The following is a 15,425-nucleotide window of genomic DNA, read 5'->3' as shown; positions in this document are numbered from 1 at the left end:
ACAAAAAGTTAAAAAAGACGAGGAACTTTTCCAAATGGATAAAAATCTTACAGTGACGAAATTCTCATGGCGCAAGGCCGCCGAAAGGGTTTCCGAAATCGCCGGAAAGCCCTATAGCGCCCAATACATAAGGGAAGTAGCCACTGGCTACCGCACCAACAACCAGCTTACCCCCATCCTCAAGGACCTGGGACTCACCACCAAAGGAGTAGCATAATGATCAAGAAAATTTTCGACGAAGAACCCGAAACCACCCTCGAAGGGTCAACCGAAACGGTTGCCCCTTTGGACGAAGTGGAAACCCCGACTATTGACACGGACTCCCAGTCCGGCGACATCGTTCCCGCCGAATACTCCGGCAGTTCCGCCCACTGCATCGCCAGGGAAACCGGCGTCAAGGAAGACGACCTTGACCCGACCATGTCCGGGGCCCTGCGACTCCGTTATCGCATCTTCAACGACACCGCAATCCGAATGGTTCTCGACGATCAGAAGAACGCGTGGTTCGTGGCCGACGACATCTGCAAGATTCTCGGCTATACAAAGGACACGGCGGCAGTCATCAAGAAACACTGCAACAAGGTCTATGACAGCAAGGACCTTGACGGCACAAACGAGCTAGCCAAGAAGATTACGGTGGACACCAAGGGCGGCAAGCAGGCGATGATCGCCATCAACGAGCCCGACCTCTACCGCCTCATCATGCGCAGCCGCATGCCCGACGCGGTCAGGTTCGAGCGCTGGGTGGTGGAAGACGTGCTCCCGACCATCCGCAAGACGGGCAAGTACACCGTCAAGCGCAAAATCGACTACGCGGCGGCCACCGACGCCACGACGGTCGCCCCTGCCGAAGAGTCCGTCCAATGCGAACTGTTCCCCAACATGATGCCGTCGATGACCTTCCCGAAGCCCCTGACCGAGAAAATCAACGCCGCGAAGCAGAACCTTTTCGAACACGGCACGACCTTCCCTTCCAACAAGGATTTCCTGAAGTTCCTTGTCAAGAAGGGCATCGACAGCCTGATGAACTAAACAACACCGCCACACACCACCAAGGAGTTTTCCATGATTACCGCAACCGCAACTATCCCCGCCCGTCCCGCTTTCGTCGCCCCAGTCCGCCACTGCGACATCTGCGGTGCAGAAGCCCGCATCACCATCAACCGTGACCATTTCTGCGGCGACTGCATGAAGTCCCGCCGTGTCCGCGCGTTTCTCCTCGGTAAGGCCAGCCGCTAATGCAACCGATCTGGATTAGTTCAACGCAGGCTTCCGAGCTCCTGGGAATTTCCGAGAGGCAGGTGCGCCGCAACGCCTCCATGTGGGAATACCGCTGGGACGACGAAGGCGGCAGGAAGGTGCTCAAGATTAACGTGCGGAGTCTCCCCAAGGAAGCCTCCGACCGCTATGTCATGGCGACACTCCCCGAAAGCACGGAAGTCCAGGTCCAGTCCGAGGACGTGGAAACGGTCATCAGGAGTTACGACCGCGCCACCGACCGCGCGAAGAAGAACTTCGACAAGTGGACGCTCATCCTCTTGAAGTGCGAAGGCATCACGGGCACCAAGGAACTCGGGCGTTTCGTGGACGACTGGAACCGCGCACACCCCGAAATGAAGACGAGCATCAAGAGCATCTACCGTCAGCGTTCGCAGGTCGGCGAGTGCGGGAAGATTGCGCTCATCAACCACCGCGAGGTGATGCACTCCACCGTGCGCGACGCCTGGTTCGAGGATTTCAAGAACGCCTACTTGACCGCGAACAAGATAAGCGTATTCTCCAGCTGGATGATTGCGCTCGGCAAGGCCATGGAACGCGGCGACGTGAAGGACCAGAGCGAGTTCCCGAGCAAGTCAGCTTTCAATCGTAGGCTCAAGAGCGAGTTCGCACCCGATGTCATCTACTTTGCCCGCGAAGGCAAGAAGAAGTTCTACGACAACAAGGGTTTCCACCTGGACCGCGACTACTCCGACCTCAAGGCGGGGCAGGTATGGGTGGGCGATACCCGCACGTGAGACGTGTTCGTGAAGGTGCAGGGGCAGGAAAAGCCCGCCACCTGCTACATCACGCTCTTCATGGACTTCAAGACCTACATGCCCATGGGCTGGTGCCTGCACCACGACGCCCCGGGTACCGAGAACACGCTCCGCGCCATGCGTCACGGCATCGAGCGTTACGGTCTTCCGGAAGAAATCTACGTGGACAACGGTCGCGAATACCGTAACCGCGACTTCTCCGGCCAAAGCCGTGGCCACCAGATCGTGGAAGACGAGCAGTATGCTGAATCCATGGCAAGCCGTCTCGGTATCAAGATGCACTTCGCCATCGTGCGTAACGCCCGCGCGAAGATCATTGAACGCAACTTCCTCATCATTAAAAACGGCTTTGACCGTATGTTCAACAGCTTCAAGGGCGGCACCGTGGTCGAGAAGCCGGAGCCCCTGAAGGGCGTGCTCAAGAGCGGGAACTTCCTTACCTGGGAAGAGTTCTACGACATGGCGCAGGACTACATGCAGAACGTGTTCCCCGGACTCCCTTGCCAGGGAAAGCACCACAACGGCAAAACGCGTTCTCAGCTCTGGAACGAAGAAATCGTCAAGCGCGAACCCATGCGCCGCGTCTCGAAGGAAACGCTCTCCATGCTGGTGAGCCGCACCGTGTCGGGCCGCATCATGCACATGGGCTTCCACCTGGCACAGCTCGACACCTGGTACTGGGCGGAATGGATGCCGGTATGGAAGGGCCGCGAGGTCATCTTCCGCTACGACCCCGACGACATGCGCACCGCCTGGTGCTACGACCTTAACAAGAAGCTTATCGGCGAATGCACATTGCAGAGCGCCGTTGGTGCCATGGTCAAGGACGACGATGCCGTGGGCAAGGCGCAGATTGCAGAAGGTGTCGCCCGCAAGCGCCACGAAGAAAAGCTCCTGAAGGAAATATGCCCCGACATGACGAAGGAGCAGGCGGCGGACTACATCAGCGCCATGCGCAGCGCCGTGGGCCCGCAGGACATCTTCGTGCCGCAAGGCCCCACGCACCTCACGCGCCACGACAAGGACGCACAGGAACTCAAGGCAGACAAGAAGGTCGGTAATGCCGACATCTACAACATCTTCGACGGCGACGTGGAAGAAAAGCCCAGCACCGACCTCTGGGACGAACTCACCACAAGCGAGGCAATGTAATGATTAATGAAAGAATGTTGGAAATCTACCGTGCGGTCGTTGGTCCTGTTGCCAAAAAGCACGTGAAAATCGCTCTTGAATTAATCAAGAACGGAGGCAAATTCCCGGAAGGCTTGCTCAAGAGCGAAATTCGAACCTGGTTCAGAGTAAAAGAAGCCCTTAAAAACCATGGTATTCTCTAAGACATCGCCAATGGGGGCAGGCACACTTTGCCGCAACACAACACAAATCTCCCTGAAACCGCCCCCGGAGGCAACCCTTTTAACCCAGCAACCATAAAGGATAGAATATGGACGCAACAATCAAGCAACTCAAGGACTACATGTCCCGCACCGGGGCCTCGCAGACCAAGGTGGCGAACGCCATGGGCATAAGCCCCGCCACGCTCAGCTACTTCATCAAGGGCACCTATACCGGCGACATCGACGCCATCTGCGAGAAGGTGAAGGACTTCCTCGAAGTAGAAGCCCAGCGCGAGACTATCAAGCAGAACGAAGGAATCGTGCAGACCAAGTGCTTCAAGACCATCCACAAGTTCTGCTCTCTCGTGCTCAGCCACCAGATCTGCGGGATGCTCACGGGCGACGCGGGCTGCGGCAAGACCACCGCGCTCAAGGCATTCGCCAAGGCTCACCCTTCCATCATCTTCATCGAGGCGGACCACGGCTACACCGCCAAGGCTCTCTTCGACGAGCTCTGCGCGGAACTCGGTCTCGACGAACGCGGGAACCTGCACCAGAAGCTGGTGCGTGTCGTTGACAAGCTCAAGGACTCGGGCCGTCTCATCGTCATCGACGAAGCCGAGCACCTGCCCTACAAGGCGCTTGAACTCATCCGCCGCGTCCACGACAAGGCGGGCGTCGGCATCGCTCTCTGCGGCATGCCGCGCCTCGAAAAGAACGTCCAGGGCGACAAGAACCACTACGCCCAGCTGAACAGCCGCATCAGCGCACCGTGCCGTGCAAAGCTCCTGGATAACGCCGATGTAAAGGCGTTCATCGAGAGCCGTTTCCCCAAGTACGAAGGCAACTGCATCGAACGCGCCGCCCAGATCTGCCGTCGCAACTTCCGCCTACTCTCACACCTTGTAATGTGGAGCAAGGAACTCATGCGCAACAACGACCGCGACACGCTCGACAACGAAATCCTTGAATCCGCATCGCAGATGCTCGTGGTGGCACGCTAATGACTACTCCCGCCGACAAGAGAGCCGAACAGTACAGGCAAATCCACGGCCTTGTGCGCCTGCTCGGGATGACCGACGAAGCCTACCGCGACATGCTGCGCGACCGCTACCAGGTCGAAAGCTCCAAGCAGCTCTCGACACAGCAGCGCGGCTCGCTCATCAAGAGCCTCCGCGAACAGGTCCACGGAAAGGTCCAGAAGTTCAACGAGTTCTCCGGCAGGGCAAAGCACAAGGCAAGCCCCGCACAGCTCCGGGCAATCGAGGCGATGTGGGCGCAGGTCAGCCGCGCAGAGACTTCCGAAGACCGCCGCAAGGCCCTGAACGCCTTCTGCAAGCGGCTGACCGGCGTGGAAGTGGTCACCTGGATCTGCAAGGACGACGCGAAGGTACTCATCAAGGCGATACACGCCATGGGGGCGCAGAGCCCCGAAGAATTTAACCGAAACAAGAACACTAACCAGAGGTAACCCTATGGCAAAGAAAGACAAAGACGGGAACTGGCTCGACGACCGTGGCCGCCCCGTGCCCGAACAGTACATTCCCGCTATCGACAAGAAGCGCGACAAGCTGGTGGAAGCGACCTTCAAGAAGGTCGTGAAGCTTGCCGAAAAGATTGCGGAAACCAAGGTCGAAATCGTCGGGAGTATCGACAAGTATCTCGACGAAATCGCAAAGGAAAACCGTGTCCGCGAGAACTGGAAGGGCAACATCCTTCTCCAGAATTTTGACAAGTCGCTTGTCATCGAGCGCCGCATAGACGACCACATCGGCTTCGACGAAAGGCTCCAGATGGTGAAGACCATCGTGGACAAGTGGCTCAACGACCGTCTTGACGGTATCGACGAGAACCTGGGAAAGGTCATCACGCAGGCGTTCAATGTCGATAAGCAGGGCCGCGTGAACACCGCCATGCTCATGAAGCTTTTGCACCTCGAAATCGAGGATTCCGAATGGAAGAAGGCCATGCGCATGCTGAAAGAGTCGATCATCGTCAAGTCCTCCAAGCAGTCCATCAACTTCAAGCGCAAGGTGAAGAAGGACTCCGGCGAAGTGTGGGAAACCGTCGTGCTCAACTTCAACGATATCGTGGCAACAGCCAAGAAGGAAAAGAAAGATGCCGAATAGCGAAACCTACAGGACACTCGACCTTTTCCGCGACCAGCTCGAACTCGAAGCCGACTTCCAGTTCGGCTACGCGGTCGTGCTCAGGCAGAACCACGGCAAGCCGCTTCTCCGTGGCGTGGGCTCCACCCCGCACAAGGCGATGGAAGACCTTGCCGAAAAGTGGGAGAAGGGCTAGTGACGAAGGCTCAAATCTTCCCGTTCATCCTTATTCTCCTCGACCTTGCCGCGGCAGTCGCCTACGGTGTCGTCGATGGAGATATCCGCAAGGTCATCTACTGGGTGTCCGCTGCGGTACTCTCGATTACCGTCACGTTTTAAGCCATTGTCGTGGCGGTAGTCCCCGGGCGGTTGCGGTTGGCCACGTCGGAGGAGTTGTGAAGCCTTCGGCGGCGGGGTTCGAGCCCCTGCACTGTCCCTAAACTCGGCAAAGCTGACCAATAAGCAGCAAACGACGCCTGCGGGTGCAGCCGCGAAGCATCCGCAGGCAACCCTTTTACAACAGAGGCCAAATGAAAGACACCCGAATATACAACGAATACGTGACCTGCAGCTGGTGCGGTCACAAGAAATACTGCAAGCTCGAAGACCACAAGTGGGTCTGCAAGGCCTGCGATACCAACCACCCCGCAGGAGTTGACCGTGAACATCGCGTATAGGCCGCAAGTCCCCACCTGGAAAAGGAGCCTGAAGCATCAGGAACTCTACGAAATCGTGAACAAGCTCCGCATCGAAATCCAGTGCGACTGCATTCCGGGAACTCTGGTGTATGAAATCATGGCGGGCTACATGACCGACTTCAGGAGCGGGCCTTCCGTCGTGAACCCGTTCATTCCTAAAATCGGCGACATCCTTCTTGCACTCGCTTGGCTCATCCACGATGTCAACTACCACGGATTTTTGAGCAAGAAATATGCCGACCTGCTCCTGCGCGAAATGCTGGAACACGCAGGTATGGGCACCGTCAAGCGTAACGCCGTCTATTACGCGGTCAAGTTCTTTGCCGGTTCCCACTACAACACGCTCGACGAAGACCAGGGCGACATCTACAACCACAACAAGACCCTCGTGAAGATGCAGTGGCTCGACAGCAAGGGCTTCACGCTCAAACGCTTCAACGGCAGGGCAATCACCGCAAACGCATTCAGATGATTACCCGAAAAGGCATACTCAAGGTCGTACAGACCACGGCAAAGGCGGCCTACTGCGTCGCCTTTGTCGCACTCGCAATAACCGTACTCTACATGGTAGCCTCATCACTATAGGAGTCAAAATGAACAGTCCGCTAGTATCCCACACCGAGATAAGCCCGAACAGGACTACGCCCCGGAACCACAAGATTGACACCATCACCATCCACTGCACCGCAGACCACATCAGTGTGCGGGCACTCGGCAAGCTGTTCGCAGCCAAGGCCCGCAAGGCGTCTGCCAACTACGGCATCGATGATCAGGGCCACATCGCGCTCTATGTCGAGGAATCCGACCGCAGCTGGTGCAGCAGCAACGCCGTCAATGACCACCGTGCAGTCACCATCGAGGTATCGAGCGACGAAAAAGCACCCTACCGTGTAACCGACGCTGCATTTTCCAGCCTCATCTACCTGGTCGCCGACATCTGCAAACGTAACGGCATCACCAAGCTCCGCTGGCACAACGAAAAGGCCCTGGTAGGCCACGAAGACGGCGACGGCAAACTCATCCAGAACATGACGCTGCACAAGTGGTTCAAGAACAAGGCTTGCCCGGGGCAGTATCTGGAAGAACGCATGTTCGAAATCGCCGCCAAGGTGAACGCCCTGCTGTAAAGGAGTAAAAGATGAAAGAAGTCCTGATGAGCATCCACCACAAGTGGGCAGAACTGATTTACAGTGGCGAAAAGACGCTGGAACTTCGCAAGACCGCCCCGAAAGCATTGGACGGTGACGGTTTGAAGGTTTACCTCTACGACACCGACCTTAAAAGTATCACAGGCGTCATATACGTGAATTTTTGCCACGAAATCACCAAAATAACGCCCAAGATTGTCGAAAATTCGTGCGTTTCTCTCGATGAAATCGAGAAATACAAGGCAAAAGGCAGGGGTAAGCTCTACGGTTGGGAGATTTGCGGCGTCGATGAATACGGTCCCGATTGGCTCTATCCCGAAGATCTGCACATCAAAAGGGCCCCGCAAAGCTGGCAATTCGTGAGGTAAACGCTATGGAATACGTCTTGAAAATCAGAAAAAGGAACTTTGAATCGCTCATGAACGGCGACTTGACCTTCGTCATCCACAAGGTTGACAGGCTCTACTGCGTTGGCGACCGTCTGGTGCTCTTCGAAACCGAAGGCGGTAATGAAACAGGCCGTAGCCTTACCGTGCGCATCACATTTATCATGCACGCAGAGGACGCCGTAGGCATCAAGGATGATTACTGCGTCGTGTCCGTCAAGCGCTCCGGGAAGAACACCCGCACAAACGTTGGAAACCGCCCTGCAAGCGAAGACGAAGCCGTAGAGTACGCCGCGAAGCTCGGCAAGTCCGCCGACTGCGCCCGCCGCTTCTACAACTACTACGCCATGACCGGCTGGAAGATGAAATCCGGGCTCCCGCTCTCCGACTGGCATGCCGCGCTCAGGAACTGGAAGGACTTCCAGGGCTCACAAAAGACCCCCGAACAGGCTGAAACCGACAGCCAGCTGGAGCTCTTGCTTCCCATGCTGCTCAAGAAAACGGCTTCGCTTGCCAAGCAGAAAGAAAAGCTCGTATTCCACGATCCGTTCATCGGCACCGTGCTCCAGTTCTACGGCTTCGACCGCCTGGAATACCCATTCAACGCCTTCGAAGTCCGCGAAATGGTCAAGAAATACGCCACTAGCAAGAAACTCGGCACAGGATGCCCGCAGATGCGCTCCCCGAACCCCTACGGCAAGGGAACACTCCAGGTGCCCACCATCGAAGAGTTCGCCGCCATACTCCAGAAGAAAAAAGGTGAAAAAACCGAAGGCTGATTTTCTACACCGCGAAAAATTTAACGGCAGGATGCAAAATCCTGCCTCTTTTTTTGTCTCACGAATTGCGAAAAACTCAAAAACATGTCCGCACCAAATGTCCGCACCGCAATTTTCAAGAAAAATTCAAAATGCCTTTAACGGACTAAAAACGCCAATTCATAAAAAAAATGTCTCACGAAAAGTGAAACATCTTTTTCCGCAAAATGAAGAAACCGCGAAAATTGCGAAAAAGCAGCAAAATCAAAAAACACACATTTTTCGGGTTAAATGAGAAAAGAAAACCCAATAAAATCAAGGGCTCCAGCCACATTCACTGATTTATTTCTTTTCTCATTACTTCCGCTTTGGCATAGCAGACAAGTTTATACAAAAAAAAAGACGTTTTTTTTGTCATCCTGAGTGGCGCGCACTCTGCGTCATCCTGAGTGCCCTGTAAGGGGCCGAAGGATCCAGGCCCCAACGCCATACCATCCGAAGCAGGTTACAAGATTTAGGACTGGATTCTTCCCCTATCGCACTTCGTGCTCCAGGGTCAGAATGACGAGAGAAATGAAAAATCCCGGATGAACCGGGATTTTTTTGTGGATCCTATCAGCCCCCTTGGGGCTTCCAGGATGACAGTCTACTGCTAACGCACCATTACACGCATGTTCTTGACGGCACTCCCGCTTGCCACCCGGACAATGTACACGCCCTTGTTCAGGTGCCTGAGCGATACCACGTGGTCTCCGGCAGAGTAACCCTGATAGCGTTCCTGCAAGTTACCCTGCATGTCGAACACCTGGACCTTGACTTCCGACGCCTTAGGCACGGTGACCGTCAGCTCGTTGTGGGCAAAAACCATGTTCACACTGCCCACCGTCGGGTAGAGTCCGTCGGGCTTGGCGCTAGAACTAGACTTAGCATCGGAACTACTGGAGCTATCGTCCTCACTTGCGCTAGATTTCGGCTTGTCGGCAGAGCTAGAACTGGAGCTAGCGTCGTCATCGCGACTTGAACTGAGCGGTGCCGAAGTTGAACTCGAAGAGTTCGCGGCAATCTCTGTACTGCTACTAGAGGCCGGTTTCTCAGAACTACTGCTGGCTACAGGCGTTTCGCTGGAGCTGGAAACAACCGGCGTTTCACTAGAACTGGATTCAATCGGTTCTTCGCTAGAGCTAGAAACCACCGGCGTTTCGCTACTGCTGGACTCTTCTTCGCCACTGCTGCTGGAGGGCAACGGCGTTGGCGTATAGGTGGCCGTGTAGGTGGCCTCCCCCGTCACGATTGCAACAGAAGGGCTCCAACCCGCAAAGGTGTAGGAGTATTGCTCGTCGCTTTCCCTGGTGGGGGCGCTAGGCGTTATGTCTGTTGCCGACGTACCATATTCGTAGTCGTCAGAAGCAATCTCCGAGCCGTCCCAATCTACGAAGGTGATGGTGTACTGACGAACAACCCGAATAAATTCCGCAATCAATTGGATATTCTCATTCACAGTTTCCCCAGTGAAACTCCACTCGACAAATTCATAGGTATACTGTTCCGTTTCATCGAAGCTAATCTTTGGATTTTCCGCCGGAATCACTGACGATATCGGGGTTCCTTCTGCCACAGTTATTTGATACGGGATATTGCGAAGCCAACAATTTATAAGAGGTGCCAAGTGGCACTCATACGTCACCGTAAACATCTGCACGCTGCTGCTGGACTCTTCCGCACTGCTGCTAGATATCTCGGGCTCTTCGCTAGAACTGGAGACCACAGTCTCGGAACTGCTAGATTCGGCAGTTTCTTCGCTAGAACTGGATTCTTCTTCGCTGCTGCTAGACGCTTCGGAACTGCTGGATTCTTCCGCAGAACTGCTGCTTACCACAGCACTGCTAGAGGAACTGGTAATGGGCCTACCAGCGAACCGAGCCGTGTAGGTAACTTCTCCAGTTACATCGGACAATTCAGGACTCCAACCCACAAAGGTATAGACATTGGTCTCCGTAGAGGGTTTTGTCGGGTTTTCCGGGACTTCGATATCCGCAACGGGCGTGCCATATTCGTACACGTTCTCAAATAGCAAGGTCTCGTTGTAGTTTACGAACCGAACAAGGTACTTGCGCTTTGTACCTGTATAAGTCGCCACGTACTCCCTATCTCCCGCCTCCGATTCTGCGGACAGGGTCCAGCCTGCAAATTCGTAACTGTACTCATCCGTAGATTCCTTGACAGGGGTTTCACCTCCATAAACAGGCGTTTCCCCACTTGAATAGGTTCCCTCGTAAAGAAGCGTGCCATCGTCATTACGCCAGGTAATCACAAACTTGTTGTCATCCACATACTGTGCCACATATTCTGCAGTTCCATCCACGTCAGACACCTCGGGATTCCAGCCTACAAACCTGCGATTCGCCTTGAGTGGCGCATCCGGCAGCACAATCGCAGATGCCGCCGTTCCGTATGCGTATTCCGCAGATGCAATAGGCGAATCATCCTCATCCACAAAGGATACCGTGTACATTCTAGGCGAAGGAGTAAACGACGCCACGTAAGTTATACTCCCAGTCACATCGGAAACATCCCAGCCCGCAAAGGCAAACGTTTCGGCAACAGTGGGTTCCTTAGTAGGAGTCTCGTCCGGAAGTTCTATTGCCGAAGCAAGAGTTCCATATTCATACTCAACGGCTTCCTTCAGAACAGTGCCGTCTTCGTCAACAAATTTCACGGCATACTTTCTCAGGGAACTGTCTAGTTTCGCCTTATAGGTGACAGATCCGGTAACCGGAACCATTTCTACATTCCATTGTTCGTTCCAACGATAATCCCACTGGACAGTAGGGGCTTTCACAAATCGGGCATAGTTATCCTTTATATCCCAATAGAATTCGTCAGCAATGTCGGTTCCATATGCAAACCATTCACTTAGGACAGTAACATCGTCATAATTATTGAGATTCACCTTGTATTTAATATTGGCCATATAGACCCTGTCTCTAGTCACGGCATCCAAGCCGCCACACCAAGCACGTTCATACGTCTTTTTCACACATTCATATTCGTCATCATATTCTTCACAATCTTCGTATGTACCGCACCAATCCGGGTCATACCTAAATTCGCCAGTCTTTCCAGCAGTCACCTGGGTTTCTGTCGGGGCATCAGTTATGGTGGACCCGTATTCGTATGTATTGCGGTAGAGTTCGGTGCCATCGTCATTGATAAACACCACCTCATAACTTCTAGGTTGTGCCGTGAACTTGGCCGTATAGACAACGGGGCCTGTCACAGCAGCAAGGGGCTTATCCCAGCCATCCGCTTCATCCCACGTGTAGGTGAACTGTTCCGTTGGCCACTTCGTGGGTGTTTCGCCTTCATACACAGGAACTTCATTTTCTGCATATTCCGCCGAATACAGGATTCTATCGTTTCCATCGATAAAGGTAACAGTATAGGTCCCTGCGGTAGAAGTATAGGTGGCGACAAACGTGAGCGCACCAGTCACGACACCATCATCAATAGACGGCGACCAGCCCGCAAAGGTGTATTCCACTTCACCATCTGGGTCTCTAGATGGGTCTTCGGGCTTTTCTATGTTACTGAACGGAGTTCCATATTCATAATATATTTCATACTCACCATCTACGTAGATTGTTGATCCATCGTTGTCCACAAACCTCACAGGATAGCTGCGAACACGGGATTCAAACATTGCCGTATAGGTTGCAGGTCCAAAGACCATCTCCAATTCTGGTTTCCACCCTATGAATTCATACTCATATTCATCCGTAGGGGCCTTCTCCGGCCAATATGAGCCTAACCATGAGCCGGCCTCATACTCGCCAGATTTCGGCAGCACGTTACCCTCGTCATCCAGGAAGGTAATAGTATAGGTGACCTTATCTACGCACTCAAAATTAGCGCTATACTCCCTATCACCCGTTACCGATGTTATACCATAGGATTGTCCACACATACCATATTCATCACAGGACCAATAGGACCAATCTGTAAATGCCCACTCTCTGCAATCGTCCTCCGGATCACGTGAAGGTGTAGGTCCATTATATTCAGGAGTTTCGCCATACTCATATTCATGTTGATACGAATCTTTCCCGGCAGAGAAATAAACGAGGTATTTCCTTGTGCTGGACGCATACACCAGCGTGTAATCTACATTTGCCGATACAGGTGCCAGCTCCGGAGTCCAGTTGGCACTGTACAGCATTCGTTCATTGCTCATTTCCCAGGCAATATTGTCTATGTCCTTGGAGCCGCGGTATATGGGAGTTTCCCCTTCCACGAACTCGGCGCTATCCAGCAGCGTCGTGCCGTCTTCGTCGTAGAACCGCACCACATAACTGGGCCTATTCAGACACTTCACATTATCAATTTCAATGGTTTCGCCGTCATGATGCAGGTCCCAAATAAACTGGGTAGCACGGCTGCGTACCACATCAATGGACAAATCCATGTAATAGTTTTCAAATTCACTCCAATAGAGCGTGGCGGTAGTCCATTCATCGCTGGCCTCCACCCATCTATGGAAGTGCTGGTCATCTACCCCGTAAGGGCTCTCTATCCTAAATTTGTGCGCACCTCCCCTGTAATCGTACTGGATGGCACTGCACTGCGAAAGGTCCAGCGCTCCGGTGGCAGCAAGCGGCAGGCCTATACCAGCCCAATCATCAATGACATATCCAACGTGCAAGACATTGCCGTGCTCCACGTCTTCCACCACCTGCTGGGAAATCGTAGACTCGCCATACCGTTCACAATACCCCTTGTAATCATAAAGACAGACGCCATTATCGCTATAGACATGCCAACTGGTACCCAAATTGCTAGCCACATCACCATCTTCAAAGTCGTCGATTACAAAGCCTTCCCCTTCTGCAATTTCCAAAACGGGGCTAGAGGGCACGGGAACAGGCACATACATCGCCATGTATGTCGTAGGTTCCGTTGCAGGTGCAAAATCCTTGTCCCAGCCCACAAACTCATAAGAATAATCAACCGAAGGCTCCTTATAAGGAGTAACATACGAGGGGAGGCCGGGGACAGCGCCAGGCATGAAATAGTCATAATACAGGTCAGAAAGGTCATCATTTACAAATTTGACTTTGTACTTATACACCGCTACAAAAACGGTCCTTTCGATTATGGGTTTCCAATCTTCAAACTTCCAGTCAAATTCTGGAACGGGATCCCCTTCAAGAATCCAGCCCGCCAATTCGTAGTCATCCGACATGGTGGCCTTGGTCGCCACATCAAGATATGGCCGGCTATTCCCATAACAAGTTTCCGCAGAATCCAACTCGGTGCCGTCGTCATCCTTGTACACAACCATGTACTTTTTGCAAGTTTCTGCCCAGACCGGCTTGTAGATTGTATTCTTGTATACTTCATCAATACCATCATTGTATTTATCGTCAATATAATCCGCATCATAAGTCCATTCGTCATTATAATCCACATCGCCCCAGAACGCGAACGTGTACACGTTACTTACCGTAGATTCCCGTGTAGGCTTATCACCTTTGAATTCAGGAACGTCACCAGATTCGTATTCTCCAGTCTGCAAGACTTCAGAGCCATTCATAAAGGTAACGGTATATTTTCCGCTAGGTGCCGTATAGCTTGCAATGTAGGTCATGTTGCCCGTCACACGTTCCACATACGGTTTCCAGCCATCAAAAACGTATCCGCCGGCCCTTGAAGGATTGTCTGGAATAGTAATGCTACTGGAATTCGTGCCATAGTCATAGTCGTTCTCACTGAGAATTGTACCGTCATAGTCCGCAAACGTGACCGTGTATTGCCTGAGGGTGGAGTCAAACACCGGATAGTAAGTCGTATGTCCTGTTACAGGCTGAATTCCGGTCAGTTCGTATGTGCAAACGTAATCATAAGATTCGCTCCACTTAAGGCATTCGCCATTTTCATAGTCATAGTACCAACACTCAGTAACAAGAGTTTCTTCACAATTCTTTTTGCCCCACCCCTTGAAGGTATAGGTATAGCCCTCGGTTGCACCCCTAACCGGTGTGCTGCCCGTATATTCAGGCATGGCCCCATATGGCAAGGATTGCGATTGTCCTCCATAACCATAGGGGTCTTCAAAGTCGATACTATAGGTGCGAAGGCTACTGTCCAAAACGGCAACGTAATCGGCATCGGCCGTCACCACGGCTAGCCTCGGTTCCCACCCCAAAATTTCATATTCATACTCATTGGTTTCAAACTCCCATTTATAAGGATATTCGGGATATTCTCCCTCGAGAAATTCTCCGCTGTAAAGAAGGTCTTCCCCTTTGTAGAAGCTAATGATATGGGTCGGGGGATCTACACATTCCACATTGTCAATATAAAGGGAGCCGTCATAATCCGCCTTGAACTTCAGCATTCTAACCAGGGGCATTTCCAAATCAACATAAGTCCCGCCCCAAAATGGCTGCTTCATTTTACTTACATCTATAAGGACATGCCTCCAATCCTTACTCTGTTTCTCATAATACCGGTGCTGGGCCCAATTCGTTAATTTGCCTTCTTCATCCCCCGCCATTTGCAAGGCCAGGTAATGGGAAATTCCCTTGTAATCGTAAGAGATGTATTTGCAGCCTTCCAACCCACCAACGGACACCTGTATTTCGGCACCATCGCCACAATCGTCGCAAACGTTGGTAGCGTTCTGCATCACGGCACCCTTGGTATCCGACATGCCTGCCCCCTCAACAACGATTCTGCTTTCCAAGTAACTGCCTTCGTAAGCAACAGTTCCTTCGCCATAGGCGTACACGGCCACACCGGTCGCTATTCCGTTCCCATCGAAGTCCGCAATAAGGTATTCCTGGCCACCACTGGCATTGACGACAGAAAAAAGGCCCAGGGCGAGCGAACCCAAGGCAAGGAGTTTGGAAAGACGGAATTGTGACATAACACCTCGCATAATGGCGTAGTTTTACTTTG

General features: G+C 52.9%; 18 protein-coding genes. 17 read left to right on the top strand and 1 reads right to left on the bottom strand.

The features are described 5' to 3' along the window. The first annotated feature begins 34 nt into the window (after window positions 1-34). The 17 genes from IKB43_08050 to IKB43_07970 all read left to right on the top strand — a co-directional run bounded on the left by IKB43_08050 (window position 35) and on the right by IKB43_07970 (window position 8,763). The gene (locus IKB43_08050) at window positions 35-217 is read left to right on the top strand and encodes a hypothetical protein (protein MBR2470085.1); all 183 of its coding nucleotides are present in this window, start codon (window positions 35-37) and stop codon (window positions 215-217) included. Then, window positions 217-1,032: a hypothetical protein gene (locus tag IKB43_08045; protein MBR2470084.1), complete on the top strand. Its 816-nt coding sequence runs from the start codon at window positions 217-219 to the stop codon at window positions 1,030-1,032. Before IKB43_08050 ends, IKB43_08045 begins: the two co-directional genes overlap by 1 nt. Window positions 1,033-1,065: 33 nt before the next feature. Then, window positions 1,066-1,239, top strand: coding sequence for a hypothetical protein (locus IKB43_08040; protein MBR2470083.1), 174 nt, complete (start codon window positions 1,066-1,068; stop codon window positions 1,237-1,239). Then, window positions 1,239-2,015 carry a hypothetical protein gene (locus IKB43_08035; protein ID MBR2470082.1) on the top strand — a complete coding sequence of 259 codons (777 nt, stop codon included), beginning with the start codon at window positions 1,239-1,241 and terminating at the stop codon, window positions 2,013-2,015. The genes IKB43_08040 and IKB43_08035 overlap by 1 nt, the downstream gene beginning before the upstream one ends. Before the next feature lie 3 nt (window positions 2,016-2,018). After that, the gene (locus IKB43_08030; GenBank protein MBR2470081.1) at window positions 2,019-3,188 is read left to right on the top strand and encodes a transposase; all 1,170 of its coding nucleotides are present in this window, start codon (window positions 2,019-2,021) and stop codon (window positions 3,186-3,188) included. Beyond that, window positions 3,188-3,370, top strand: coding sequence for a hypothetical protein (locus tag IKB43_08025; protein ID MBR2470080.1), 183 nt, complete (start codon window positions 3,188-3,190; stop codon window positions 3,368-3,370). The genes IKB43_08030 and IKB43_08025 overlap by 1 nt, the downstream gene beginning before the upstream one ends. Window positions 3,371-3,477: 107 nt before the next feature. Next, window positions 3,478-4,374, top strand: a complete 897-nt coding sequence (locus IKB43_08020) for an AAA family ATPase (GenBank protein ID MBR2470079.1) — start codon at window positions 3,478-3,480, stop codon at window positions 4,372-4,374. After that, window positions 4,374-4,841 carry a regulatory protein GemA gene (locus IKB43_08015; protein ID MBR2470078.1) on the top strand — a complete coding sequence of 156 codons (468 nt, stop codon included), beginning with the start codon at window positions 4,374-4,376 and terminating at the stop codon, window positions 4,839-4,841. The genes IKB43_08020 and IKB43_08015 overlap by 1 nt, the downstream gene beginning before the upstream one ends. 4 nt (window positions 4,842-4,845) lie before the next feature. Continuing rightward, the gene (locus IKB43_08010) at window positions 4,846-5,499 is read left to right on the top strand and encodes a DUF3164 family protein (protein ID MBR2470077.1); all 654 of its coding nucleotides are present in this window, start codon (window positions 4,846-4,848) and stop codon (window positions 5,497-5,499) included. Continuing rightward, window positions 5,489-5,674, top strand: a complete 186-nt coding sequence (locus tag IKB43_08005; GenBank protein MBR2470076.1) for a hypothetical protein — start codon at window positions 5,489-5,491, stop codon at window positions 5,672-5,674. The genes IKB43_08010 and IKB43_08005 overlap by 11 nt, the downstream gene beginning before the upstream one ends. After that, a complete protein-coding gene (locus IKB43_08000; GenBank protein ID MBR2470075.1) occupies window positions 5,674-5,817 on the top strand; it encodes a hypothetical protein in 144 nt (47 codons plus the stop codon). Before IKB43_08005 ends, IKB43_08000 begins: the two co-directional genes overlap by 1 nt. 191 nt (window positions 5,818-6,008) lie before the next feature. Next, a complete protein-coding gene (locus tag IKB43_07995; protein MBR2470074.1) occupies window positions 6,009-6,155 on the top strand; it encodes a hypothetical protein in 147 nt (48 codons plus the stop codon). After that, complete coding sequence (locus IKB43_07990) at window positions 6,139-6,648, top strand: DUF1353 domain-containing protein (protein MBR2470073.1); 510 nt, start codon at window positions 6,139-6,141, stop codon at window positions 6,646-6,648. The genes IKB43_07995 and IKB43_07990 overlap by 17 nt, the downstream gene beginning before the upstream one ends. A gap of 121 nt (window positions 6,649-6,769) precedes the next feature. After that, entirely contained in the window at window positions 6,770-7,303 is a 534-nt protein-coding gene (locus IKB43_07985; protein MBR2470072.1) for an N-acetylmuramoyl-L-alanine amidase, read from the top strand. A gap of 11 nt (window positions 7,304-7,314) precedes the next feature. Continuing rightward, window positions 7,315-7,692 carry an ASCH domain-containing protein gene (locus tag IKB43_07980; protein ID MBR2470071.1) on the top strand — a complete coding sequence of 126 codons (378 nt, stop codon included), beginning with the start codon at window positions 7,315-7,317 and terminating at the stop codon, window positions 7,690-7,692. A 17-nt stretch (window positions 7,693-7,709) separates the two neighbouring features. Next, window positions 7,710-8,489 carry a DUF3850 domain-containing protein gene (locus tag IKB43_07975; protein ID MBR2470070.1) on the top strand — a complete coding sequence of 260 codons (780 nt, stop codon included), beginning with the start codon at window positions 7,710-7,712 and terminating at the stop codon, window positions 8,487-8,489. Then, window positions 8,470-8,763 (top strand): hypothetical protein, encoded by a 294-nt coding sequence (locus tag IKB43_07970; protein MBR2470069.1) that lies wholly within the window; start codon window positions 8,470-8,472, stop codon window positions 8,761-8,763. Before IKB43_07975 ends, IKB43_07970 begins: the two co-directional genes overlap by 20 nt. A gap of 357 nt (window positions 8,764-9,120) precedes the next feature. Here IKB43_07970 and IKB43_07965 read toward each other — a convergent pair whose 3' ends face one another. Next, complete coding sequence (locus tag IKB43_07965) at window positions 9,121-15,393, bottom strand: T9SS type A sorting domain-containing protein (GenBank protein ID MBR2470068.1); 6,273 nt, start codon at window positions 15,391-15,393, stop codon at window positions 9,121-9,123. Between the last annotated feature and the right edge of the window lie 32 nt (window positions 15,394-15,425).

This window comes from Fibrobacter sp., assembly GCA_017503015.1.
GTDB lineage: Bacteria > Fibrobacterota > Fibrobacteria > Fibrobacterales > Fibrobacteraceae > Fibrobacter.
Note: the sequence above shows the minus strand (reverse complement) of the source record. Positions and strands in the feature narration are given on the sequence as shown.